We start from the raw sequence: 23,454 nt of genomic DNA on the forward strand, positions 1-23,454 counted from the left end.
CAGGTGCGGGGGGCGGGAGGCGGGGCGGGGGCCCGTGGGACGGGGGCCGCCCCGCGCGGCGGGTCAGGCGGCGGCGTCAGGGGCGGACTCCTGCCTCAGCTCGCGCAGCAGCGCGGTGATGCGGCGCGCGTCGTGGGTGCTGCGCACCACGGAGTGGACGCCGGTGCGGTTGGCGAAGCCGCTCAGCACCCGGCCGGGGCCGGCCTCGAGGCAGCCGCCCGTCCCGTGCGCTCCCGCGGCGCCCAGCACGTCCACCCAGCGCACCGGCCCGGCCAGCTGACGGCGCAGCAGGTCACGGGCGTGGGCGCCGTCGCGCACCAGGGTGCCGGTGACCGAGCTGATCACGGGCAGCCGGGGCGCGGCGAAGGTGACGCGCTCCAGTTCGGCGGCGAACTCGTCCTCGATCGCCCGCATCAGCGAGCAGTGGAAGGGCGCCGAGACCTTCAGCGCCACCACCCGTTCGGCGCCGGCCGCCAGCGCGAGGCGGGCGGCCTCCTCGACCGCCGCGCGCTGCCCGGAGATCACCGTCTGGCCCGGCTCGTTGTAGTTGGCGATCTCCACCACGCCCAGCGGGGCGCAGCCCGCGCAGATCTCCTCGATCCGGGCGGGGCCGAGGCCCAGTACGGCCGTCATCGCCCCGCCGGCCCGGCGCGAGACGCCGGCCATCAGCTCGCCGCGGCGGCGTACCAGCCGCAGCGCCTCGTCGGCGCCCAGCACCCCGGCGGCGACCAGCGCCGTGTACTCGCCCAGGCTGTGCCCGGCCACCACGGCCGGCACGAACCCGGCCTCCTCGCGCAGCACTTCGAGCACCGCGAGGCTGGTGGCGACGATGGCGGGCTGGGCGATCTCGGTCGGGGCCAGCTCCTCCTCCCCCGCCGTGCTGCACAGCGCGGTCAGCGGCAGGCCGGTGGCGTCCTGCGCGCGCGCCAGGACGCGTCCGGCGGTGCGGGGGTGCTCACGCAGCAGATGCCCGGCCATGCCCGCGCGCTGCGAGCCCTGCCCGGGAAACATCGTGAAGAAATTGTCGATCATCCCCGTTCCTGCCTCACTGAGTTGACGAAAGCGCCGGAGAAAGGTCATCGAGCCGTCGGCGAGCGGATCTCGATTCTGTGAATCTGGCACGGAGTTCTGGCGCATTCCTCGAATGCGTCTGGACCGGCACCACCACGCTGGATTTCCTCCACCGGATTCCCCCCGTCCCGGCGGCGTCCTTTCCGCCCGGGGTCCGCCGGGATTCCACCCGGATTCCACCCGGGCCGGGCTTTTCCCGCCCCGCCCCCCTTGACCAAGTTAGTGATCAACCACTAACTTGCGGTCATGGTGAGGATGAGTGCAGACGAGCGGCGCGAGAGCGTCATCCGCGCGGCCCTGAGCGAGTTCGCCCGGGGCGGGTACGACGGCACCTCCACCGAGGCCGTCGCCCGGCGCGCGGGGGTGTCGCAGCCGTACCTCTTCCGCCTCTTCGCGGGCAAGCGGGCGCTGTTCCTCGCGGCGGCGCGGCGCTGCCTGGCCGACACCACGCGGCTGTTCGCCGAGGCGACCGAGGGGCTGACGGGCGAGGAGGCGCTGGGCGCGATGGCCAACGCGTACACCCGCGTCATCCTCAAGGAGCCGGAACGGCTGCTGATGCAGATGCAGGTGTACGTCGCGGTGGCGGCGTGCGAGGCGCAGGGCGACGCCGGGTTCGGCGAGGCGGTCCGCGCCGAGTGGCAGCGGCTGTGGGACACCGTCCATCTCCCGCTCGGCGCGGACACCGGCCGGACCACCACGTTCATGGCGTACGGGATGCTGGTCAACGTCCTGGTCTCCCTGGGGTTTCCGCCCGACCACCCGGTCTGGGACGGGCTGTACCCGGCGGCACGGGCCGGGGTGCGGCCGGGGGCGCTGCGGCGGGCGGCTCCGCCGGGCTGACCCGGGGGTGGGTGGGTGCGGAAGGTTCGGCCGGGGGTGTTTCCCGACAGAGCGTCCATGTCGTTGCTTCGGGTCCTGTTGCGGTTCGGTGCCGGGGAACCCGTCGAACCCGTCCTGCGGGCGGGCGTTCCGGGCGGGCGCCGACGCGCGGGCGGGGCCGGTACTGGGTGCGGCCGGTCCCGGCGTGGATCGTGAGCTGTGCCCTGCGGGGCGTGAACGCGGGCCGCGGCGGCGGGAAGTTGCGGATGCGGCCGGGGTGCCGGAGTGCCGCACCAGGGCGCGGTGGGGCGGGTCGGCGCGGAGGCCGGCCCGGGGCTTCGGGGACGGGCCAGGGTGCGCAGGCGGGGGTGCTCGGGCGGGCGGCCCCGCTCGACGGCTGCGGCAGGCGGGCACTCCGGACGCCGCCGCCCTCGCCGGCGGGAACGCGGCCCGGGACGATGCCCCGGCGGCCGACGCGCACGGGCGGCGGGGGCGCTCGGGTCCGGAGCGCTCGGGTCCGGAGCGCTCGGGCCCGGAGCGCTCGGGCGCGCCCCGGACCGGAGGCGGAGCCCGGACCAGGGGCGCACCCCGGACCAGGGTGCGCCCTGGAGCATGACGCGCCCCCGTCCGAGGTGCACCCCTGGCCAGGCACGCCCCGGACCGGGCGGGCCGGGGCCCGGGCCGGACGGGGGCGTTGGCCCACGACGGTGCGGGCCCGGGGCCGGTGCACGACGGTTCGGGCCCGGGACGGGTCCACGGCGCTGGCGGCCCGGCGTCAGCCCACCGGAGTTCGGTCCTGGCGTCAGCCCCCGGAGTTCGAGCCGGGGCCGGTCCACCGTGGTACGGGCCCGGGACCGGTCCGCGAGGGCACGAACCCGGGGCGGGGCCAACGGAGTTCGGGCCCGGGGTCAGTCCACGGTGGTGCGGGGGGCGGGGACCGGGCTGTCCGGGCGGGTCTCGCGGGCCCAGCGGGTGCCGTAGGCGACCTGGCCCTTCTCGGCCGCGGCGAAGGCCTTGGTGTTCCAGTTCTTGCGCATGAACGCCTCGCGCGCCCGGATCAGCAGCGGATTCTCCACCGCGCCCATCCGCCCGATCCGCCAGGCGATCCGCTGCAGCGGCGCGGTGCGGGCGCGGCGCTCCTGCTCGTAGCGGCGCAGCGCCGCGACCGGGTCGCTGCCGGCGTGTGCCAGGTGCTCGGCGAGCACGAGGGCGTCCTCCAGCGCCTGGCAGGCGCCCTGGCCGATGTTGAAGGTGATGGGGTGCGCGGCGTCCCCGAGGAGGGTGACGCGGCCGCGGCCCCAGCGGCGTTCGGGCCGGCGGCCCTCGACGTCGCCCCGGATGATGCCCTCCTCCGGGGTGGCGGCGAGGATGTCGGCGACCGGTCCGCCCCAGCCGCGGTGCCGGCGCAGCAGCATCTCGCGCACGCCGGGCTCGTCGCGTCCGCCGGCGGCCCCGTTGGCCACGCTCATCCAGTGCACCAGGCCGGGAGCGACGTCGTAGTAGGTGAACCGGACCCCGGGCCCGAACATCGCGTTGAAGGTCCCCGCCGGGATGTCGGGGTGCTGGAGGGGGGAGCGGCCGCGCCAGGCGATGTAGCCGCTGTAGCGGTTGTCGGCGGGGCCGAACAGGCAGTCGCGGACGGTGCCGTGGATGCCGTCGGCCCCGATGAGCAGGTCGCCCCGCTCGCTGCCGCCGTCCGCGAAGCGCACGGTGACCCCGTCCTCGTCCTGGTCGAAGCCGACCACGTGCGCCCCGGTGCGCACCGGGGAGCCCTGCAGGGCGTCGCGCAGCACACCGTGCAGGACGGAGCGCTCGACGGCGATCGTGGGCGCTCCGTAGCGCTCGACGAAGTCGCCCACCGGCCAGGCGCCCAGCACCTCGCCGCGGTGGGTGCTGAAGTGCGCGACCTGCTGCGCGGGGGCCGTCTCCAGGACCTGGCCGGCCACGCCCAAAAAGTCCAGCGCCAGCACTCCGTTGGTCCAGATGTGCAGGCCCGCGCCGCCGTCGCGCAGTTCCTCGGCCCGTTCGAAGACCACACACTCCACACCGCTGCGCTGCAGCGCGAGGGCCGCGGCCAGGCCGCCGATCCCTCCGCCGGCGATGAGTACGCGACGGGCACGTCCAATGGCCATCTGGGTGTCTCCTCGTGGCGGTGCGGGCGGATGTCCTCGCAGGGCGCGGTACGGCGGACCGCCGCGGCCGGGCCGTCCCACGTCCTCGCTAAATCCCTTGCGAACCAATGCAGTTATCAATGCTAGCATTCGAAGCACTGAACTTGATAGTGTCGGCAGGACATCTAGCATTGATATATCCACGGGGCGGCACGGTCCTTGTGGCAACCGGCAGACGGACAAGGGTGGTTGTGATGGAAACGCTCGTACAGACCCTGGCCGTGGTGGCCACGATGGCCAACGCGGTGGTCTACGGCACCGACGTCTTCTCCGCGATCGTCCAGCGGCCCGCCCTCGCGCACGTCGACGACGCGGTGCTGACCAGCACCATGGGGCAGATCCACCGCTTCGGGGACCGGCGGATGCCCGTCCCGGGCGTCTTCGGCCTGGTCGCCACCGTGGCCACGGCCGTCGCGGCCGGCTTCGGCGGCGAGACGGCGCCGGCCGTCGCCGCGGCGGTGGCGGCACTGGCCCTGGTGGTGTGGCTGGCCGTCTACAACAAGGTCAGCGCGCCGGTGAACAAGGAGCTCACCGGCGCGGCGCTGGACTGCCGCACCGCACCCGACGCGCGGGGCCTGCAGCGCACCTGGGACAGCGTCATCAACGCCCGGGTCGTGCTGCAGGCGGTGGCGCTGGGCGCGATGTGCGTGGCGCTCGTGACGTCCTGACGGCACCGGCGGCGGACGGGACGGGGGAAGCGGACGGGACGGGCGAAGACGAGGGGAGGGGACCCGCCGGGCGGGTCCCCTCCCCCGCGTCCGCCCGCCGTCCTGCGGCCGGGCGACGCCGCCCTACTGCAGGGCGATGCTGCCCAGGACGTCCGCCTCCGTGTCCTCGTCCAGACCGTCGGTGACCTCACTGCCGAAGGCGGGGATGAGCTCCGGCTCGGGTCCTGCGGGATTCCTCTTCTTGCTGACCACGATGGTGTCCCTTCGGGCGTGAACGGCCAGTACCGTAACGAGATTCACGAACCGGCACTCCACGCGTCAAGGCAACTTCCGCCCCGTCCACCGGAATTCGAGGCGCCATCGAGAAAAACCCGGAAAAGCCGGAAAGGCGGGAAAGCAAATCCCCCCGGGGCGGCGGGAAATCCGCCGCGCCGGCCACCCGAATTCCCCGCCGCGCCCCCGCCCCGCCGGCTGCCGACCCCGGGACCGCACCGCACGAGGGCGGATGTGCGGGGATGAGCGTGCGGGGGCGAGCGTGCGGGGCAGAGTGTGCGGGGCGGGGCGTGCAGGGCGGGGCGTGCGAGGTGGGGTGTGCGAGGTGGGGGGCGTGCAAGTTGGGGGTGTGCGGGGGTGTGCGGGGACGGCCCTCAGGCCGGCGGGGCGGGGGTGAGGGCGTCCGCGAGGGTGCGCCAGATCTCCGCCGCGAGGTCGATGTTGGCGTCGGCCTGGGCCTGCTGGGCCAGGGTGCGCAGCCCGTCCACGCCGGAGACGTCGCCGCCCAGGATCAGCAGCTGCTGGCGCAGGATCTCCAGCCGGACCCGGTCGCGGTAGGTCATCCTCGGCTCGTCCCCGGCCAGGCCGCCCAGCAGGGCGCGGGCATCGTCGTAGCGGCCGGTGGCGAAGGCCAGATCGGCTTTCAGCGCGGTCAGGTCCTGGCGCAGGGCGGGGGTGCCGACGAAGGTGAGAGCGGCCTCGGCCTGCTCGGCGCAGCGCTGTGCCTGTGCGGGGTCGGCGGGCAGTTTCTGCAGGTGCAGCCGGCCCGCGGCGAGCCGCAGTCTCAGCCACAGCACCAGGTCCTCCTGGCTGCTGAAGCGTTCCAGGGCCTGGTCGAGGCAGTGCTGCGCGCCGGTGTGGTCGCCCTGGCGCACCCGCACGGCGGCGGCCGTCCACATCGCCTCGGCCCACAGCGCGTCGCTGCGGCCCTCGACCAGGGCGGTGAGTTCGTCGGCGTGCACCCGGGCCTCCGGCACCTGCCCGGCCTCCGCCTGCACCGACACCAGGGCCAGCAGCGCGGCGGCACGGTCCTCGACGCCCAGGTCCTCGCCCAGGGCGAGCCGGTGGGCGGCGACGGCCGCGTCCAGGGCGGGGGTGATCTCGCCGAGGGACCGCAGACAGCGCGCCAGCCGGGTCAGGCCGCGCACCCGCAGCTCGGCCAGGCCCACCTCGTCGCCGAGCGCGACCAGTTGGCCGAGGTGGGCGCGCTCCGCGGCATGATCGCCCTGCAGGCGTGCGGCCCTCGCCAGCAGCCACAGCGCCTGCCAGCGCAGCACCGCGCTTTCATGGCCCTCGGCGGCGAGTGCCGCGCGCAGCGCCTCGATGGCGTCCGCGGAACCGGTGGAGGAGGCCAGGGTCAGCGCGTGGGCCAGCGAGCCGGTGACCGGCTCCTCGAAATCGGCGACCTCAAGGCCCAGCCGGTCGGCGAGGTAGCCCACGGCCCGGTCGGTGGGCTGACGCGCCCCGGACTCCAGACGGGAGAGGTAGCCGGTGGACATGCCCTCACCGGCCAGGGCCGTCTGCGACAGCCCCTGGGCCGTCCGGAGCTTCTTCAGGCGGTGTCCGAACGCGGGCTGTCGCAGCATGATTCGAATCCCCTGGGGTGAGCGGGCAAGAAAGTTTCGCCGGGAGCCGCCCCGAGCGTAGGGCGCCGGGCAACACGCGGGCAAACCTTTGCCAGGCCGGGGGCGGAAATCTCGTGCGGACCTCACGCCCGCCTCACGCCCCTCTCACGTCCGCCTCACGTCCGCCTCGTGCACTTCTCCAGCGTTCCTCCAGCGCGGCCGGGCACGCTCGGCATCATCCGGCCGGCACACCCCGCCGGCGCGGAGTCCTTGCGCATGTCAAACGTCCGGGAGTCGACGATGAGGCCATCGGTGTGCGCGCACCGGGCGGCGTGGACGGCCGCCGCGGGACACGGCGGCCGGGCCCGGGCACCGGGCACCGGAGAGGCGCCCGCCCCCTCCGACGAGGACATCGGCTGGCCCAGACGGTGCGCCCCGCCCGCCCGGTGACAGCGGCCCCCGCCACACCCCCGCACGTCCCCCGCCGCCCCGCGCCCGCACCGGGTCCCGCACAGCACGTGGGTGCGGGCGCGCTGCCGCGCGTTCTCCTGCGCGCTGCTGGGCGCTCTGGCGGTCTCGGGGCTGCTCCCGCCGCTGCCGGTGGCGCGCTACGACCTGCTGCCGGCGTACGGGTGGTGCTCACCGGCGTGGGTTTCGCGCCGGGGTGGGAGACCTCCCGTGAGGTGGCGGTCGTCGCCGTCTGCCCTGTCCTGGGGCTCGCCTTCGAGCTGGTGAAGGTGCGGGCCGGTTCCCGGAGTTACCCGGAGCCGGGGCTGACCGAGGTCGCCGGTGTGCCGCTGTACGGCGGGGGCATGTACGCCGCGGCGGGCAGTTGCGTCTGCCGGTCCTGACGGCTGGTGGACCTGGCCCTGACCGGCTACCGGCTACCGGCTACCGGGCCCGTGTCACCGCCGTCCTGGCCGGTGGCCTGTACCTCAACTTCCTGACCCGCGAACGGCTGCCGGACCTGCGCTGGCCGCTGGGCGGTCTGCTGCTGGCCGCGACCGCTGATCAGCGTCACCTTCGTCATCTGCCGGGCCCGTCACCCCGCCCGGCCCGGCGCTCCCGCGCCCGGCCTGCCCAAGACCGAGACCCCGAAGTCCGGTCTCCAGGGCCGGACTTGCGGGCCGGGCTCGGGACCGGACTTGAGGGCCGGGCTCGGGGGGCGAGCTTGCGGGCCGGGTTCGGGGGCCGGGTCAGGCGGTGGGGCGGGCGGCCGGGGGGCGCAGGCCGGATTCGAAGGCGTAGATGGCCGCGTGGACGCGGTTGCGCAGGCGCAGCTTGTGCAGCAGGTTCTGCACGTGGGTCTTGACGGTGTGCTCGGACAGGGTCAGAGCCTGGGCTATCTCGCCGTTGGACAGGCCGCGGGCCAGCAGGTCGAGGACCTCGCACTCGCGGTCGGTCAGCCGGTCGGGGCCGACCGGCGAGATCGGCGGGATGGGCGGGGCGGCGGAACGGCGTCCGGCCAGGTCCGGGGCGGGGCCGTGCGCGAGGGTGTAGCCGGCCGCGGCCAGCACCACGGCGGAGGCCAGCTGGCCCGCGGTGGCGGTGGCCGGCAGATGCCCGCCGGCCGGCCGGCCGGCCCGGTCGGTGCGGGCCGGGCCGCCCAGGACCAGCAGCGGCAGGTCCCCGCCGCCGAGGGCCGGGGCCTCGCGCGGGTCACCCGCGAACGCGCCGTGGGCGACCAGTACATGCGGCGGCCGGGCGGCCAGCGCGCGCAGCAGTTCCGGACCCGGTTCGCTCTCGCCGGTGACACGGATACCGGGGTGGCCCTCGAGCAGGGCCGTGATGCCGCGGCGGGCGAGCGGGTCCTCGCCGACCACGTGCACCCGCACGGCGGCCGGCGCGCCGGGCCGGGGGGCCGGGGCACGGCCGGCGTGTTCGTCGTGTGCGGGGGCCGGCGCGGGGAGCACCCGGAGTGCGGCGTGCCGCTCGTCCATGACGGTCTCCTCCCTGTCGTCCGGGGACGTCCCGCCGGATCCCGGGATGTCCCGCCAGGTCACCGTAGGCGGCGGGCGGCGCCGTGTCCGGTGCGCTCCAGCGGGCCACGACCGGTCCGCTACCACGTCTCACCCCGCCGGCCCGGCCCCCTCCTCCGGCCTCCCCAGCCTCCGTCTCCGGCCCCTGGCCTCTGGGCCTCCGGTCTCTCCGGCCCTGTGTCCCGGGCCCGTTGACCTCCGGGCGGGCGCCGGGATGCGCGGATCCGGCCCGGTCTCCTCCGGGCGGCGGGCGCGGGGCCGTCGCCCGCGGGGCTGTCCCCTGCCGGTCCCGTGTCCCCCGGCCCGCCGCTTGTCGGGGCCGCTGCTTGCCCGGCCCGCCGCTTGCCCGGCCCGGAAGCAGCGGGCCGAGGCGCCGGTGTGCTGTTCCCCGGGTTTCCTGTCCCGGGGTCCGTTGCCCTCAAGTCCCCTTGTCTGCAAGTCTCTTTGTCTTCTTGTCCCCGGGCTGGTTGTGCCGCGGCCCGTGTCGGGGTGCCGGCCGGGGTGGGGTCAGGCGGCGGCTTCCCCGGCGGCCAGGGCGTGCAGCCGCAGGCGCAGTTCACGGCGGGCGGGCCGGCCGCCCGGCCGGCGGGGGACGGCGTCGAGGGCCTCCAGGCGGCGGATCTGCTCGCCGGGACCGAGCCGGGCGTTGGCCTGTTCGGCGACGGAGTCGAGGACGTCGAGGAGATCGGGGGCATCACCGCCGGGCGCCTCGCGCAGCACCACGCCGGCCCAGACCAGGGCGCCGCGCGCCGGGTCGGGCCAGTCCGCGACGATGCAGTCGGCCACCCGCGGGTCCTGGCCGATGACCCGCTCCACCACGCTGGGCGCGACCAGCGCGTCGTCGCAGGTGAACACGGAGCGGTGCGCGTCCACGAGGTGCAGTCCGCCGTCCGCGTCGAGGTAGCCCGTGTCACCGGTGGACAGCCAGCCGTCCGCGTCCCGCGGTGCCGGGCCGGGGCTCAGCTGCGGTCCGCGGATCTGCACCTCGCCGGTCGACCACACCGGGGCGGCCCGGGTGCTGCCGGGCACAACGACCCGGCACTCGGTGCCCGGCAGCGGCACCCCGACCGCGCCGAGACCGGGGCGTGAACCGGGCGGCTGGTGGTGGGAGAGCGTGCAGACCTCGGTCAGGCCGTAGCCCTGCAGAACGGACACACGCAGCGCGTCGCGCAGCGCACGGGCCCGTTCCGGCGCCAGTACGCCGCCGCTGACATGGATGGCGCTCAGGTGCCGGCCGGGCAGGTGCGCCCGGCCGGCGGCCAGCCGGGAATCACCCGCCAGCCGGTCCAGCCGGGCGGGCAGCCCGTAGTAGTGGGTGGCTTCCGCCCGCTCGGCCTCCTCCAGCGCCCCGAAGGGGTCCGGGTTTGTGCACAGCACCTGCCGGGCCCCGGCGTGCACGGCCGAGTTGAGGTGCACGGCGTGGTACTGCGGCAGATGGTTGAGGACGACGGAGGCGGCACCGAGCCGGTGGGCCAGGGCGGTCTGGGCGGCGCCCGCGACGAGATTGCGGTGCGTCAGCCGCACACCTCTCAGCCGCCCGCCGCCGTCCGGCGCGAACTGCAGGCACGCCACCGCGTCCACACCGGGCCGCGCCCTGCGTACGGACCCGGTGGCGGGCACCGCCGCCAGAGCCGCGGACAGCGCCACCACCGCACAGGCCCCCCGACCACCGGACACCGCAACACCCGGCACCGCAACACCCGGCACCGCAACACCCGGCACCGCAACACCCGGCACCGGGAGACCGGATACCGGGAGACCGGACGGCTGGACTCCGGACGGCCGGCGGTCCGGCACCCGGCCGCCGGATACCTTGCCGCCGGATCCCTTGCCGCCCGGTGCGGGGCGCACGGGTGCGGGGCGGCCGGCGGGGTCCGTGGGGTCGGTCACCACGATGGTGTGCAGCCGGGGCAGCCGGTCCGCGAGTGCGGCGAGCGGCCCGGCCAGCGCTGCGGGTACGAAGGCGATCTCGGCCCCGGCCGCCGCGCACACCTCGTGCAGCGCGGCCGGCCCCATCCGCGGGTCGAGCAGGGCCAGCAGCCGGCCGCTGCGGACGGTGCCGTAGTACACGGCGGGGAAGGCGGTGTCGAGGGTGGTGGCCGCGGCGACGACGGCGTCGGCCCGGCGGACGGTGCGCCCTACGTAGTGGGCGATGCGGTCCGCCTCCCGGTCCAGGGCGGCGTACGTCACCGCGGCCCCGGCCGTGACCACGGCCGGGGCGTCGCCGTCACGGTCCGCGGCCCGCCGCAGCAGGTCGTCCAGCGGGCTCCGCGGATACCTGAGGATGGGCACGGTGGCCTCCTGGCTGCAGACAGCGGGAACAGCGGACGCCTCACGGTAGGTGTCCCGGCTCAAGAGGTCTTCGAAGCCCGCTGGAGATACTCCCCCGGGCCGCCGCACCGGCCCGGGGAGTCACGCGGGGACCGCGGCCAGGTGGCCCCCCACCGGCCGGGGCAGCGGGAAACTGCGAAGCTCCGAGCGGCTCCAGGGGAAGCCGTAGCCGAGGTGGAGCACCGGGTCCTGGGCCGCGTCGGCGGGCACGGCGACGGCCACCAGCACGCCGGGCACCGGCTCCAGTTCGACGAACCGCCACGGACGGGCCGTGTCGTCGGCGGGCGGCGTGAAGGCGCGTACGCCGCGTTCGTCGTCCAGGGTGAAGACGAACGCGTCGAAGGGCAGTCCGAGGCCGAGCCCGCGGGCCTTGGAATAGGCCTCCTTGAGCGTCCACACCCGCAGTGCCCGCCGGTCGCGGTCCGGGCCCTCGGCCGCCTGCTCGACCCACTCCCGCTCCGGGGCGGCGAAGGTGCGCACGATGGTGGTGATGGCCCGCTCGTCCCGGTCCTCCAGCCGCTCCACGTCCACACCGATGCGATGGCGGCGCACGATGCCCAGCAGGCTGTAGCCGCCCGCGTGGGAGAGGTTGAAGTCCAGCTGGGCCCCGCCGCGCGGCAGTTCACCCGGAGCGGGCCGCAGGAAGGGACGGCCCCGCGCGGAACGCCAGATGACCAGCTCGGCCTCGGCCAGACCCGCCTCCAGCGCCAGCGCGCGCCGCACCAGGGTGTGCGCGAGCAGGTACTGGCGCCGGTCGCGTTCGAACAGGAAACGGCTCGCGGTCTTCTGCTCCTGCGCGTCCAGCCAGTGCGCGGCGAGCAGACCGGCGACCGCGGGCGGCAGGCCGTCATTGGGACACAGCCACAGCTTGACCGGCTCGTCCGTGCCCGCGTCCGCACCCGCGACGCCCACCGGAACAAACGCCGGCACCGGGAACGAGGACGAGGGCGCGACCGGGAACGAGGGCGCGAGCGCGGACAGCGACGGCGGCGGTGACGGCGGCGGGGGTGTCAGGGATGCGGTCACCGCCGTACTCCGTCCGTGCCGCCATCGGGTGCGGACACACCCGCGCCGGACGCCGTCGCGCCCGGGCCGGACTCCACCGGCCTTGCCTGAGGCCCGCGTTGAGACCGCAACCGCACCTGAGACCGGGCGTGAACCTCGGACTCGGACTCGGACTCGGACTCGGACTCGGACTCGGGCTCGGGCTCGGGCTGGGGCTGAGTGTGGAGCTCGGGCTGGGGTTGGGGTTGGGGTCGGGGTCGGGGTTGCAGGACGGTGGGGGGCAGTTCGATCCCCGCGGGGCCGGGGTGCGCGGGCAGTACGGCGCAGATGTCGGCGCCGGCCAGCCACAGCCGCGTCAGCTGTTCGAGGCGGCCGCCCTGCCACAGGGCGGCCACGTAGGCGCGGGTCTCCGCGAGCCCGTCGAGCAGCAGCGGGTCGCCTGCGTCGCGCAGGTCGGCGCTGCGTACGCCCGCCGGGTGCCGGCCGGGGCCGGCGGGCTCGGCGAAGGCGGCCAGCTGTGCGGCCAGGCCGGTGACCGTGTGGGCGACCACCGCCAGACGGCAGCGCAGGGCCGCGCGTCCCAGGCGCAGTTCGTGCGCGACCGCGGCGAGGTCCGCTCCGGGCGGGCCGCCGTGCGCGGCGGCGCCGGTCAGCCAGCGGGCGAACTGCGCCGCGGTGGCGGCCAGCTGCCGGGGCGTGGCGGCGGACAGCAGCACCAGTTCCGCGTGTGCGGGGTGGCGGGCGGGCCGCGGCGGGCCCGGCCGTGCGGGGAGACGGTGGGCGGGGGGCGCCTCCTCCACGACCAGCACGGCGTCCGCGGCCCGCGGCCCGGACACGCCGACCAGGGCCCTGCGGGGCACCGGTGTGCCGTCGTCGCGGCGGGCCGGCTCCCAGACGGCGGGCGCCGCCCGGCCGGGCCCGGGCAGCAGCGTGGCGTGGCGCAACTGCCCCACGGCACGGGCCAGGGCGGCCGCACCGGCGACCACCCCCGCGTCACCCCCCGTGTCACCCGCCGGGCCCGCCGTCCGGGCGCTCTCCCGCACAGCGATGCCCAGCGCCTCCAGTCCGTCCGCCACCACCAGGCCCGCTCCAAGGCCCTCCGGACCGGGATCGGCGGCCGGCACCGACGGCGGCGAAGCGGTCTCATGCGGCCGCGGGCCGGTGCCCGGCCCGTGCGGATCGGCGGCCGGGGCGGTCAGACCCGCCGCGGCCAGGGCCCGGCCGACCAGCCGCGCGTGGTGCGCCACGGCTCCCAGACGGCCCGGGTGACCGGCCGCGCCGGCACGGATCACCGCGTACACACGGTCCCCGGCGGCACGGGCCGCGGACAGCGGCTTGAGCAGCACGACCACCACTCCCCCACCACCGGCACCGACGCCGGCATCCGCGCCGGCGTCAGTGCCGGTGCGGATGCCGGTGCCGGTGCCGGTGTGGATGCCGGTGCCGGTGTCGGTGTGGATGCCGGTGCCGGTGTCGGTGTGGGGCGGCTGATGTGCCGGACGCGGCGGCAGCTCGACCGCGCCGGCCAGCGCCGCCTCGCACTCCCCCGCGCGCAGCGCGCCGAGTGCGAGGTGCAGCGCGGTGAGGAAGGAGGACGCGCCGGTGTCGACGCTCAGGCTGGGCCCGCGCAGGTCGAGCAGCCGCGACAGCCGCCCGGCCGGTCCGGGCCCGCCCGGCGTGTACCCCGTCGGCGTGTGCCCGGTCGGCGTGTGCCCGGTCGGCGTGTTGTCTGCCGGGCCGGCGGCGAGGTAGACACCGACGCTGCGCCCCGCGTGGTCGGGGCCGGTGAGCCGGTCGGTCCGTGCTCCGGCGTATCCGGCGCTCTCCAGGGTCTGCCACGCGCTGCGCGCCAGCAGGCGTTCACGGGAGTCCAGGACGGCCGCGCCGGCGGTGTCGGGGCCGAACAGGGCGAGCAGGCCGGCGTCGAACTCCCGTGTGCCGTCCGTGAATCGGTCCCCTCCCCGCGGGGGTGATGCCGTGGGGGTGTGTTGTTCCAGGGCGTGGTGCCAGAAGGCGTCCAGGTCGTCGGCGTACGGGAAACAGCCCTGCATTCCCACGACGGCGCACGGCTCGGCGCCGCCGGCACCGGGGCCGGGCGGTGGCTCGCGGTCCGCCGCGGGCCGCACCGCGGGGCGAGGCCGCGCCGGCGTTCCGGCCGGCGATGCGGCGCCGCCCAGCAGGGCCACGGCGTGCTCGCGCTGCAGGGTGCCGCCTTTGAACCGCGTCAGGATCTCGCGGGTGTCCATCACCGTGTGCCCTTCGTGTCAGGCGGAACGGGCCGCCAGCAGGGCAGCCGCCTCGTCGATGCTGAGCACCTCGTCGCGCACCGCGTCCAGCAGGGCGTTCAGGTCGATCTCCACGGCCCGCGGCGGGTGCGCGGGGCCGGACGCGGGAGCAGACCCGGACGCGGACGCGGGCGCGGGGCCGGGTGCGGGCGCGGGGCCGGGTGCGGGGCCGGTGGTGCGGGTGTCCGTCACCTGCGCGGTGACGTGTGCGGCCATCGCCGCGAGGTCGGGGTGGTCGTAGAGCAGGTCGGTCTGCTCGCTGAGGCCGTAGGTGCGGTTGATGCCGGCCAGGAACTCCGCGGCCAGGATGGAGTCCAGTCCCAGCGCGGCGAACGGCGCGCTCACGTCGATGTCCTGCGCGGCGCAGTGCAGGATCCCGGCGAGCTGCGTACGCAGGGTGTCGGTGACGGTGTCCGGTCCCGCGAGGGGCCACGGGCCCGCACCGCGCACCGCAGCCGCAGCCGCAGCCGGGGACGGGGACGGGGACGGGGCTCTGGCCGGGTCGGGCCGCCCGTCACCGTGCCGCGGGGCGGGGCCGGGGTGCGGCAGGGGCCCGGGCGCGGCGAGTTCGGCCGCGACGTGCCGGGCCAGTGCCTCCGGGGTGGGGTGGTCGTACAGGGCGGTGGCCGCGACCTGGGTGCCGTAACGGGCGTTGAGCGCCGCGACGAACTCGAGGGACAGCATCGAGTCCAGGCCCAGCAGCCGGAAGGACTCCTGCGTGTCGAGGGTCTGCGGCTCGACCCGCATCATGCCCGCCAGTACCGCGGTGAGCTCGGCGAGCACGTCGGCCGCCGGCGTCGGCGAGGCCGTGTGCGGATGAGGGGCGGAGGTCATGAGGGGCGTCTCCAAGGGGTCGATCCCGGGTGGCCGTCCTGGCATTGTGGGCGCCGCCGCCCTCGCGCCACATCCCCGGCCGTGGTGATCCCGCCGAAGGCGACTGGCTCCCGGGAACCAGCCGGCGCCCGGAGCCTCCGCCCAAAGAGTGAGCCGCCGGCCCGGTTCCCCTCATCCCTGCCCGTACCCGCGGCGGCAATCAACGGCGGCTGCCGGCCCGCGCGTCGGTCTCCCGGCGGGCATGGGCGGGGTGCGCCCGCCGGGCCCGTCCGGCAGGCAACCCGCGGTCCGGGCAGGGGAGTCGCGCCACTGGTCCCGCGGGTAGGGGTGCCGTCCCTCCGGCCCGCGGACGCGGCGCGTTCGGCCGGCTCCCGCAACCGCGCGCAGCCCGCGCGCCGGCCGCCGGGCGGCACACCACCCGCCCCGCCGCACCACCCGGACGGCGGGGCCGCGCCGACCACCCGGCCTGCCCGGACCGCCCGAGCCGCGCGGACCATCCGGACCACCCGAGCCGCCCGGTCCGTCCGGACCACCCGGACCTCCCGGTCCGTCCGGAGCCGGCGAACCGCCCTTCGGCCCCGCGCAGTTGCTGCCGGCCGCCGCGCACGGCCGCCGCCCGCACGTCCGCCGCCCGCACGGCAGGGGCCCGCACGGCAATGACCCGCACGGCAGTGACCCGCGCCGCTGCCGCGTGGGCGGTGCGGGGTCAGCGGGCCCGTGCGGGCGCGGGGGGTCCCGCGCCGTCGAACGGTGCGGGCACCGCTGCCGTCTCCGGCGCCGCCGTCTGGATGGAGTGCTGCAGCCGCCGCAGCCGCGGCGAGGGCTCCAGGCCCAGGTCGTTGACGAGGGTGGCGCGCAGCTGGTGGTAGACGCTGAGCGACTCGCTGCGCCGGCCGGAGCGGTGCAGGGCCAGCATGAACTGGGCGTGCAGGTTCTCGTGGGTGCGGTAACGGCTGGTCAGCACGGTCAGTTCGGGCAGCAGTTCACGGTGGCGGCCCAGCCGCAGATCGGCCTCGATGCGCTGGTCCAGCGCGCACAGCCGGCTCTCCTCCAGCCGCCGGGTCTCCATCGCCAGCTGCGCCCCGGCCTGCACGTCGGCGAACGCGGCCCCCGTCCACAGCTGCAGCGCCCCGGCCAGGGTGCGGGCCGCCTCGGCGAAGGCCCCCTGGTCCATGGCCCGGTAGCCCTCCCCCGCCAGCCGCTCGAACTCGCGCACGTCGCTGCTGCCGCCGCCGGAGACGAGCAGATAGCCGCCCGGCAGGGTCATCAGGACGTCCTTGGCGCCGCTGCGGCCGTGCTCGAGCGCCTGCGCGATGAGCTCGCGCAGCTGCAGCACGTACGTCTGCAGGGTGGTACGGGCGCTGCGCGGCGGGGAGTTGCCCCACAGTTCCTCGATGAGGGCCGCGACGGGCACCACCTGGTCGGCACGGAGCGCGAGCAGCGCCAGGACCTGCCGCGGTTTCGGCGCCGTGGGGGTGATGGACACCCCGTTCTCCCGCACTGCCAGTGCGCCCAGTACGTCGATGTCCACGCCGTCTCCCCTGCTCGGTGTCCCGTGCCGCACCCCCGATTACAAAACAGCGCATCCGGTCTGTCAATACCCGACCGGTCATGCTGTTTTAATGGGGGTGGGGAGAGGCCGTCCGTCTGCGGCCCGTACGCCGCCGGGGAGGGGCGGCCGCCAGGCGTCCTGCGCAACTCCGGGCCGGTTCCGTCCTGTTCCGGCCTCCTCCGGTACGGCGGGGAGCGGCGGGGCGGGACCGGCCGGCGTCCCGCAAAGCAGACCGCAGGGTCTGCTCCTGGTGCGGAATACCGGGCGGAAAGCGGAGCGGCGGGAAGTGCGGGGGCGCCGGGGCGGTGCGGTGCGGGTGCCGGGGCGGGGCGTGGTGGGGCGGGGCGGTGCGGGTGCCGTGGGCGGTCCGCGGGGTTACTGAGGGGGGTTGCCGTGTTTGCGGGAGGGCAGGTCGGCGTGTTTGGCGTGCAGCATCGCCAGCGAGCGGATGAGGACCTCGCGGGTCTCGGCGGGGTCGATGACGTCGTCGACCAGGCCGCGTTCGGCCGCGTAGTAGGGGTGCATGAGTTCGGCCTTGTACTCCTTGACCATGCGGGCGCGCATGGCCTCGGGGTCGGCGGCGTCGGCGATCTGGCGGCGGAAGATGACGTTGGCGGCGCCCTCGGCGCCCATCACGGCGATCTCGTTGGTGGGCCACGCGTAGGTGAGGTCCGCGCCGATGGACTGGGAGTCCATGACGATGTAGGCACCGCCGTACGCCTTGCGCAGGATCAGCGAGATCCTCGGCACCGTCGCGTTGCAGTACGCGTACAGGAGCTTCGCGCCGTGCCGGATGATCCCGCCGTGTTCCTGGTCCACACCGGGCAGGAAGCCGGGCACGTCCAGCAGGGTGAGGATGGGGATGTTGAAGGCGTCGCACATCTGCACGAACCGGGCGGCTTTTTCGGAGGCCTCGATGTCCAGGACGCCGGCGAGGGTCTGCGGCTGGTTGGCGACGATGCCCACCACCTGGCCGTCCAGGCGGGCCAGCGCGCAGATGATGTTGCGGGCCCAGCGCTCGTGGACCTCGAGGTAGTCGCCGTCGTCGACGAGTTCCTCGATGACCTTCGTCATGTCGTAGGGCCGGTTGCCGTCCGCGGGCACCAGGTCGAGGAGGATCTCGCCGCGCCGGCCGGCCGGGTCGTGGGCGGTGGTGTGCGGGGGGTTCTCGCGGTTGTTCTGCGGCAGCATCGACAGGAGGTAGCGGACCTCGGCGAGGCAGGTCTCCTCGTCGTCGTAGGCGAAGTGGGCCACGCCGCTGGTCTCGGCGTGCACGTCGGCGCCGCCCAGCCCGTTCTGGCTGATCTCCTCACCGGTGACGGCCTTGACCACGTCCGGGCCGGTGATGAACATCTGCGAGGTCTCACGGACCATGAACACGAAGTCGGTCAGGGCCGGCGAATAGGCCGCGCCGCCCGCGCACGGGCCGAGCATCACCGAGATCTGCGGGATGACACCGGAGGCCTTGGTGTTGCGCTGGAAGATGCCGCCGTAGCCGGCCAGCGCGGAGACGCCCTCCTGGATCCGGGCGCCCGCGCCGTCGTTGAGGGAGACCAGCGGCGCACCCGCCGCGATGGCCATGTCCATGATCTTGTGGATCTTCGTGGCGTGCGCCTCGCCGAGCGCGCCGCCGAAGATACGGAAGTCGTGCGCGTAGACGAAGACCGTACGGCCCTCCACCGTGCCCCAGCCGGTGATCACACCGTCCGTGTACGGCTTCTTGGCCTCCAGGCCGAAGCCGGTCGCCCGGTGCCGGCGCAGCTGCTCGACCTCCTGGAAACTGTCCTCGTCCAGCAGCAGGGCGATGCGTTCGCGGGCGGTCAGCTTGCCCTTGGCGTGCTGGGCGGCGGTCGCCTTCTCGCTGGGGCCCAGCCGGGCCGCCTCACGGATCGCGTGCAGTTCCGCCACGCGGCCGCGGATGTCGGTCGGCCCCGGCTCGACGGGGGCGGGGGCAGTGGTCATTGCCATGTCAGGTCCCTTTCTGGACGAGGTCCGTATCACTGCCAGCCGCGCGGGCCGCGGTAGGCCCGGGGCCTCCTCCACCAGCGGGAGCCGTTGACCGGCCTGCCCCGGCGGGCGGGTGCGCCGCCCGCGCTGAGCGCGAGCAGCACCACGGTGAGTGCGGCCAGTTCCTCTTCGCTGGCCCGCCCGCGTTCCACGCGCAGGACGGGCTCGTACTGGTCCGGGGTGCCCATACCTCCTCCCTCCTCCTTCAGCCTTGGGGACACCATCGGTCACCGCGCTCAAGGACCGCTCTCACTGCGCTCGAAGAGCGCTCCACGCCGCCGCCCGCGACCACAGGACGGCCCGGGCACACCACGCCGCGGCCGCCGCGGCCGGACACGGCCCAAACGCGGCAGAACAAGGACAGGACGCGGCAGGGCAGGGCGGGACGGGGCAAGGCGAGGCGGGGCGGGGCGGGGCGGGGGGCTGGGCGGGGCGGGGCTGGGGGGAAACGCTTCGGCCAGTTGCGGTGGGGGCGGGGCGGGCGGGAGGTGCCCGGCGGGGCGGGCCGGGACGGCGGGGGCGGGTCGTGCGCCCCCGGTGCGCGGCGGGTGCGGGGCGGGGCGCGGACGTGATGTCTTGACGGCGCCCGCGGCGGTGATTACGGATGCCGCCGGCAGCGGCGCGGGCGCACGGAAAGGGCCGACGGTAACCGTCTGGAGTGCGGCGACGGCGGAATCAGGAGTTCGATTCGAGCCGCGCTGCGCGCGTCCTCCAGCGCCCCGGACGGCGTGCGTGAGACCGGACTTGGAAGTCCGCTCGAGAACGGCTCCAGGAAATCGCTGGCGAGGGACGGCCGCGGCTAGCGTGAGCGGCGGCGCGGATTTCTGGCCACAAAAAGGAACGGGACAAGGAGCTCGACGACATACGGAGGAGACCGGTGAGGATTCAGGTTCTGGGTCCGTTGAGTGCCGAGGTCAACGGGGGATCCATCGTTCCGAGCGCGGGCAAGCCGCGGCAGATCCTGTCGCTGCTGGCGTTGTATCCCGGACGGGTGATGCCCGTCCCGACCCTCATGGAGGAGATCTGGGCGACGCAGCCCCCGCAGAGCGCACTGACGACCCTGCAGACCTACATCCTGCAGCTGCGCCGGCGGCTGGGCACCGCGATGGGGCCCGGCGCGCCGGGCGGCGCCAAGGAGGTACTGGCCACCCGGCACGGCGGCTACCTGCTGCAGATCCCGCCCGACAGCGTCGACGTGCACCAGTACGACCGTCTGACACGGGAGGGACAGACCGCGTTCGAGAGCGGCGACGACGAGGTCTCCGCCGCCCGCTTCCGCGAGGCCCTGGGACTGTGGGAGGGCCCCGCCCTGGTCGACGTACGCCTGGGGCCGGTCCTGGAGATCGAGGTGGTCCGGCTGGAGGAGAGCCGGCTGGTCACCGTGGAGCGGCGCATCGACGCCGACCTGCGGCTGGGCCGGCACGCCGAACTCATCGCCGAGCTCATCGAACTGACCGCCCGTCACCCCCAGCACGAGGGGCTGCACTCGCAGGCCATGGTGGCGCTCTACCGCTCCGGCCGGCAGGCCTCCGCCCTGGAGGTCTACCGCAGACTGCGGGTCCGGCTGATCGAGGACCTGGGCGTGGAACCCTCCCCCCAGCTGCAACGGCTGCACCAGGCCGTCCTCACCGTCGACCCCCAGCTGGACGTACTGGCCGGACCGCGCCACAGCTCCACCTACGACCTGTTCACGGCCTGAGCCCGAACCCGCACCCGAACCCGAACACCGAGCCCGCGAGCAGGAGGGCGGAAACGGGAACGCGAGCGGGAGCGGGGACGGGAGCGGGAGACGGGCAGCACGGCCGCCGCCGGGCAGCCTGCGGCCCCCCGAAGACCCGGCCGGTGACAGCACGACAGGAAACCGGCCCGGGCCCGCCACCCCGGCCCCTGGCCCTGGCCCGGTTCGGCACCGGGCCTGGGCGGGGCGCGGGGGCCGCCTGCATTCCCGCCCGCCACGGGCCGGGGGCCGCGCAGGGCGCGGGGCGCGGGGGCCGCGTGAATTCCCCGCCGGTCCCGGCTCGGCCCGGTCCCGGGCGGTGCCGGGGCCGGGCCGTTTTGTGCGCGTGCGGACGCCGCCGCGGAACCGGTGCGCTCTCCCCGGCCCTTCAACTCCTCGACGGGAACGGGGTAGGGGCGCATCCGTGCGTGCGGGTCCGCCCACGGTCCCGAACCTGCCGCAACAGCGGCGGGCAACGACGGCGGGGATGGTCCGCCCCGGCGGTGTCCCGGCAGCGCCGCGCAGCGGTGGCCGCCGGGACACCGCCGTCCGCGTCCCGCCCGGCCCCGCGCGTGGCGGCCGGGCGCGAACACGCCGCCGCAACACCCTCCTTCGCGACCCCCTGCTTCGCGGGCCCTCTGCTTCCCTCGGGCGGCGGGGCCGCTGGTGCGCCCGCCCGGGCAACGCCCTGTCCCCGCCCTGACGCCCCGACGCCCCGACGCTGCTCTGCGCTCACCGGACTTGCGGGCGGCGCCGGCCCGGGGCCGGGGTTCGAAGGGGGCGGGGTTCAGGGGGGCGGGGTGAGGACGGAGCGGACGCCGCGGGCGAGGGCGGCCGCGCTGGCGGCGGCGTCACCGATGCCGGTCATGACCACGGCCGGGGCGGGGCCGGTGGCATACGGCATGTGCTGGGCGAGTTCGTAGGCCGCCCGCCCGCCGGGCCCGCACCCGCACAGCACCAGCCGCCGGCCCGGCCCCCGGGCCTGGTGCAGTACGGCCTGCGGCGCGCCGGGGGCGCCGTCGACGTGTACGGCCACGATCTTCTCCGGGCCCCGGTGGCCGCGGACGAACAGGTCGTAACTGCCCCTGGGCACACCGGGGACGACGACCAGGCAGATCACGTCCGCGTGGGGGTGTCCGGGCCGCAGCACGCTCAGCGCGGGACGCGGCGGGGGCGGGGCGGGGCGGGCCATCCGCGGGACCGCGGCCCGGGCCAGCACGTCCAGCAGCTGCCCGGCGGTGGCCGCGGCATCCCGGTATCCGGGCAGCGCGCCCAGCAGCCGCACGCACTGCGCGTGCAGGGCGGCGGCGTCCTCGTCGGCCAGACGGGCCCGGTCGTGGACGGCACTGAGGGCCAGACCGCCCTCGGTGTCGTGGCGCGCGGTGAGGGTCAGCGGCCGGCCGGTGGCGCCGGCCGCGGTGCGCGGGCTCTGCACGTCGATGCCCTGGGCGGCGAGTTCACCGCGCAGCGCCTGCGGCAGCAGGAGCGGGCCCTCGAACCGCACCAGGGTGTCGGCGCAGGGATCGGCGAACGTGTCCGGGTCCGTGTCGGTGAACAGACCGGACCCGGACACGGACACGGACCCGGACACGGACGGGGACACGGACGGGAAGGGTGGTCTGCCGCTCCACGCGCGGATCGACTCGGCGCCGGCCCACGGATAGGCGGCCAGGTCCAGGAGCGTGTCGCGGACCTGGTGCAGCAGGCCGGTGAGGGGTTCGTCGGGGTCGACGGTCACGGTCATCGGCAGCGGTCCGTCCAGCGGGCCGGGGATGCCCGCGGCGCCCGGCAGGGCGATGTCCCGGCCGGACAGCTGCACCCCGAAACTCACCGGCAGCGGACCGTGCACATCCGCCGCCCGGTACAGCAGCAGCGCCCACACCAGGTGCAGGGCACTGCTCTCCGCCGCACCGCGCAGGGCCGCCCAGGAACGCAGCCGGAAGGTCTGGGCCGCCCGCAGCCGGGTGTGCAGGAGTCCGGGCCCGTGCTGCCCGGTTCGCCCGCCCGGCCGGCCCGGACGGGTCGCCGTGTGCCGCGGCGGCACGGCCCGCGCCCACAACTGCCGTGCGGCGTCGGTGTTCTGGCCGGCCAGCCAGCGGGCGTGATCCCGCAGATCGGGGCGGCGTTCCCCGCCGGGCAGCACACCGCCCGCGGCGTAGGCGCGGTAGAACTCCCGCAGCAGCAGGTGCACGCCCCGCTCGTCCAGCAGCGCCGGGTGGTAGGTCAGCAGGACCCGCGGCGGCGGGGCCGGCGCCGCCGCCGCGGACGCCCCCCGCAGCAGGGTCAGGCGCAGCAGGCCGGGCCGGTGCAGCGCGAAGCCCCGCGCCCGGTCGCGCCGCAGAAGCTGCGCCCAGGTGACGGCGGTACGGGAGTGGACGGCGATGTCGGCATCGGCGCGGGCGTGCAGCACCAGACGCGGTGAGGCGACCCAGTCGAAACAGGCCCGCAGCACCGACTCCCGGTCCACGACCGACTGCCAGGCCGCGGCGAACCGGGCCACGTCCAGCGGCCCGGACCAGTCCCAGTACAACTGCTCCAGCTGACCGCCCCCGCCACCGGCGCTGTCCCTGCCGTCCCTACCGCCGGTGCTGTCCGTGCAGTCGGCGCAGTCGATGCGGCTGGTGTGGCTGGTGTGTTCGGTGGTGCCGGCGGGGGCGAGGGCCGCGAGCAGCAGGGTCTGCTGGTGTCCGGTGACCGGCAGGACCTCACCGCCCGGCGGAGGCGGGGCCAGCACGTCGGCCAGCAGTTCCGCGGGCAGCGGGACGGGGCCCGGCGCGGCGGGCGGGGTCAGGCGCAGGGTGTGACGGCCGGGCCGGTGACTGTCCAGCGCGACGTCGAAGGCACGGTGGCGCTGCGCGAGGCGGGCGGCGACGCCCTCCGCGTCGGCCGGGCCCAGCGGGCCGCACAGTTCCAGTACGAGCGGGCCCCCCGCCGGGGGCGTACCCGGCTCGTGGACCACGGCGAGAACGGCGCCCCGCGGCGCGTACCGGCTGCTCATCCGCCCTCCCGGGAACCAGGGACCACACCCGCGGCACACCAGCGGACCGGCCCCCCGCTCCCCCTACCGCACCTACCGCATCGGCCGGGCCGGCCCCGCGCGGTCAACAGACCCGGCACCACCGGCAGGACCGGCAGGACCGGCCGGGCGGACCGGGCGGGCTGTGCGGGCTGTGCGGG

17 protein-coding genes are annotated in these 23,454 nt (G+C 75.9%); 4 read left to right on the plus strand and 13 right to left on the minus strand.

Features of this window, described 5'->3' with window-relative positions; translation table 11 throughout:
* Positions 1–63: 63 nt before the first annotated feature.
* Entirely contained in the window at positions 64–1,032 is a 969-nt protein-coding gene (gene fabD / locus OG199_RS00840) for an ACP S-malonyltransferase (protein ID WP_401808785.1), read from the minus strand.
* 285 nt (positions 1,033–1,317) lie between these two features.
* Between fabD and OG199_RS00845 the strand changes: the two genes are divergently transcribed.
* The gene (locus OG199_RS00845; RefSeq protein WP_356807823.1) at positions 1,318–1,911 is read left to right on the plus strand and encodes a TetR/AcrR family transcriptional regulator; all 594 of its coding nucleotides are present in this window, start codon (positions 1,318–1,320) and stop codon (positions 1,909–1,911) included.
* Positions 1,912–2,798: 887 nt separating this feature from the next.
* On the opposite strand, the gene OG199_RS00850 is transcribed toward OG199_RS00845, so the two are convergent.
* A complete protein-coding gene (locus tag OG199_RS00850; protein WP_405827276.1) occupies positions 2,799–4,022 on the minus strand; it encodes an FAD-dependent monooxygenase in 1,224 nt (407 codons plus the stop codon).
* A gap of 233 nt (positions 4,023–4,255) precedes the next feature.
* Here OG199_RS00850 and OG199_RS00855 point away from each other — a divergent pair, with 233 nt between their 5' ends.
* Positions 4,256–4,729, plus strand: a complete 474-nt coding sequence (locus OG199_RS00855) for a DUF1772 domain-containing protein (protein ID WP_356807827.1) — start codon at positions 4,256–4,258, stop codon at positions 4,727–4,729.
* Between the two features lie 123 nt (positions 4,730–4,852).
* Here the strand turns inward: OG199_RS00855 and OG199_RS00860 are convergent, their stop codons facing one another.
* Both OG199_RS00860 and OG199_RS00865 read right to left on the minus strand, forming a co-directional pair.
* Complete coding sequence (locus tag OG199_RS00860; protein WP_356807828.1) at positions 4,853–5,029, minus strand: hypothetical protein; 177 nt, start codon at positions 5,027–5,029, stop codon at positions 4,853–4,855.
* A 347-nt stretch (positions 5,030–5,376) separates the two neighbouring features.
* Positions 5,377–6,588, minus strand: a complete 1,212-nt coding sequence (locus OG199_RS00865; protein WP_401808781.1) for a helix-turn-helix domain-containing protein — start codon at positions 6,586–6,588, stop codon at positions 5,377–5,379.
* A gap of 626 nt (positions 6,589–7,214) precedes the next feature.
* On the opposite strand from OG199_RS00865, the gene OG199_RS00870 reads away from it, so the two are divergent.
* A complete protein-coding gene (locus OG199_RS00870; protein ID WP_405827279.1) occupies positions 7,215–7,418 on the plus strand; it encodes a DUF817 family protein in 204 nt (67 codons plus the stop codon).
* A gap of 345 nt (positions 7,419–7,763) precedes the next feature.
* Here OG199_RS00870 and OG199_RS00875 read toward each other — a convergent pair whose 3' ends face one another.
* From OG199_RS00875 to OG199_RS00910, 8 genes are all read right to left on the minus strand, one after another.
* On the minus strand, positions 7,764–8,507 hold the full coding sequence (locus OG199_RS00875; protein WP_356807332.1) for a response regulator transcription factor: 744 nt from the start codon (positions 8,505–8,507) through the stop codon (positions 7,764–7,766).
* Between the two features lie 546 nt (positions 8,508–9,053).
* Entirely contained in the window at positions 9,054–10,838 is a 1,785-nt protein-coding gene (locus tag OG199_RS00880; protein WP_405827281.1) for a class I adenylate-forming enzyme family protein, read from the minus strand.
* A 120-nt stretch (positions 10,839–10,958) separates the two neighbouring features.
* On the minus strand, positions 10,959–11,903 hold the full coding sequence (locus OG199_RS00885; RefSeq protein ID WP_405827283.1) for a 4'-phosphopantetheinyl transferase family protein: 945 nt from the start codon (positions 11,901–11,903) through the stop codon (positions 10,959–10,961).
* Positions 11,900–14,128 (minus strand): beta-ketoacyl synthase N-terminal-like domain-containing protein, encoded by a 2,229-nt coding sequence (locus tag OG199_RS00890; protein ID WP_405827285.1) that lies wholly within the window; start codon positions 14,126–14,128, stop codon positions 11,900–11,902. Before OG199_RS00890 ends, OG199_RS00885 begins: the two co-directional genes overlap by 4 nt.
* Before the next feature lie 18 nt (positions 14,129–14,146).
* Positions 14,147–15,001: a phosphopantetheine-binding protein gene (locus tag OG199_RS00895; protein WP_405827287.1), complete on the minus strand. Its 855-nt coding sequence runs from the start codon at positions 14,999–15,001 to the stop codon at positions 14,147–14,149.
* A gap of 706 nt (positions 15,002–15,707) precedes the next feature.
* Positions 15,708–16,532 carry an AfsR/SARP family transcriptional regulator gene (locus tag OG199_RS00900; protein ID WP_356807323.1) on the minus strand — a complete coding sequence of 275 codons (825 nt, stop codon included), beginning with the start codon at positions 16,530–16,532 and terminating at the stop codon, positions 15,708–15,710.
* A 396-nt stretch (positions 16,533–16,928) separates the two neighbouring features.
* On the minus strand, positions 16,929–18,515 hold the full coding sequence (locus tag OG199_RS00905; protein WP_405834378.1) for an acyl-CoA carboxylase subunit beta: 1,587 nt from the start codon (positions 18,513–18,515) through the stop codon (positions 16,929–16,931).
* A gap of 35 nt (positions 18,516–18,550) precedes the next feature.
* Positions 18,551–18,748: an acyl-CoA carboxylase subunit epsilon gene (locus OG199_RS00910; RefSeq protein ID WP_356365402.1), complete on the minus strand. Its 198-nt coding sequence runs from the start codon at positions 18,746–18,748 to the stop codon at positions 18,551–18,553.
* 689 nt (positions 18,749–19,437) lie between these two features.
* Here OG199_RS00910 and OG199_RS00915 point away from each other — a divergent pair.
* Complete coding sequence (locus OG199_RS00915; protein WP_168525349.1) at positions 19,438–20,259, plus strand: AfsR/SARP family transcriptional regulator; 822 nt, start codon at positions 19,438–19,440, stop codon at positions 20,257–20,259.
* A gap of 805 nt (positions 20,260–21,064) precedes the next feature.
* On the opposite strand, the gene OG199_RS00920 is transcribed toward OG199_RS00915, so the two are convergent.
* The gene (locus OG199_RS00920; RefSeq protein ID WP_405827290.1) at positions 21,065–23,275 is read right to left on the minus strand and encodes a condensation domain-containing protein; all 2,211 of its coding nucleotides are present in this window, start codon (positions 23,273–23,275) and stop codon (positions 21,065–21,067) included.
* Between the last annotated feature and the right edge of the window lie 179 nt (positions 23,276–23,454).

The sequence above is a fragment of the Streptomyces sp. NBC_01176 genome, from assembly GCF_045039825.1.
Classification (GTDB): domain Bacteria; phylum Actinomycetota; class Actinomycetes; order Streptomycetales; family Streptomycetaceae; genus Streptomyces.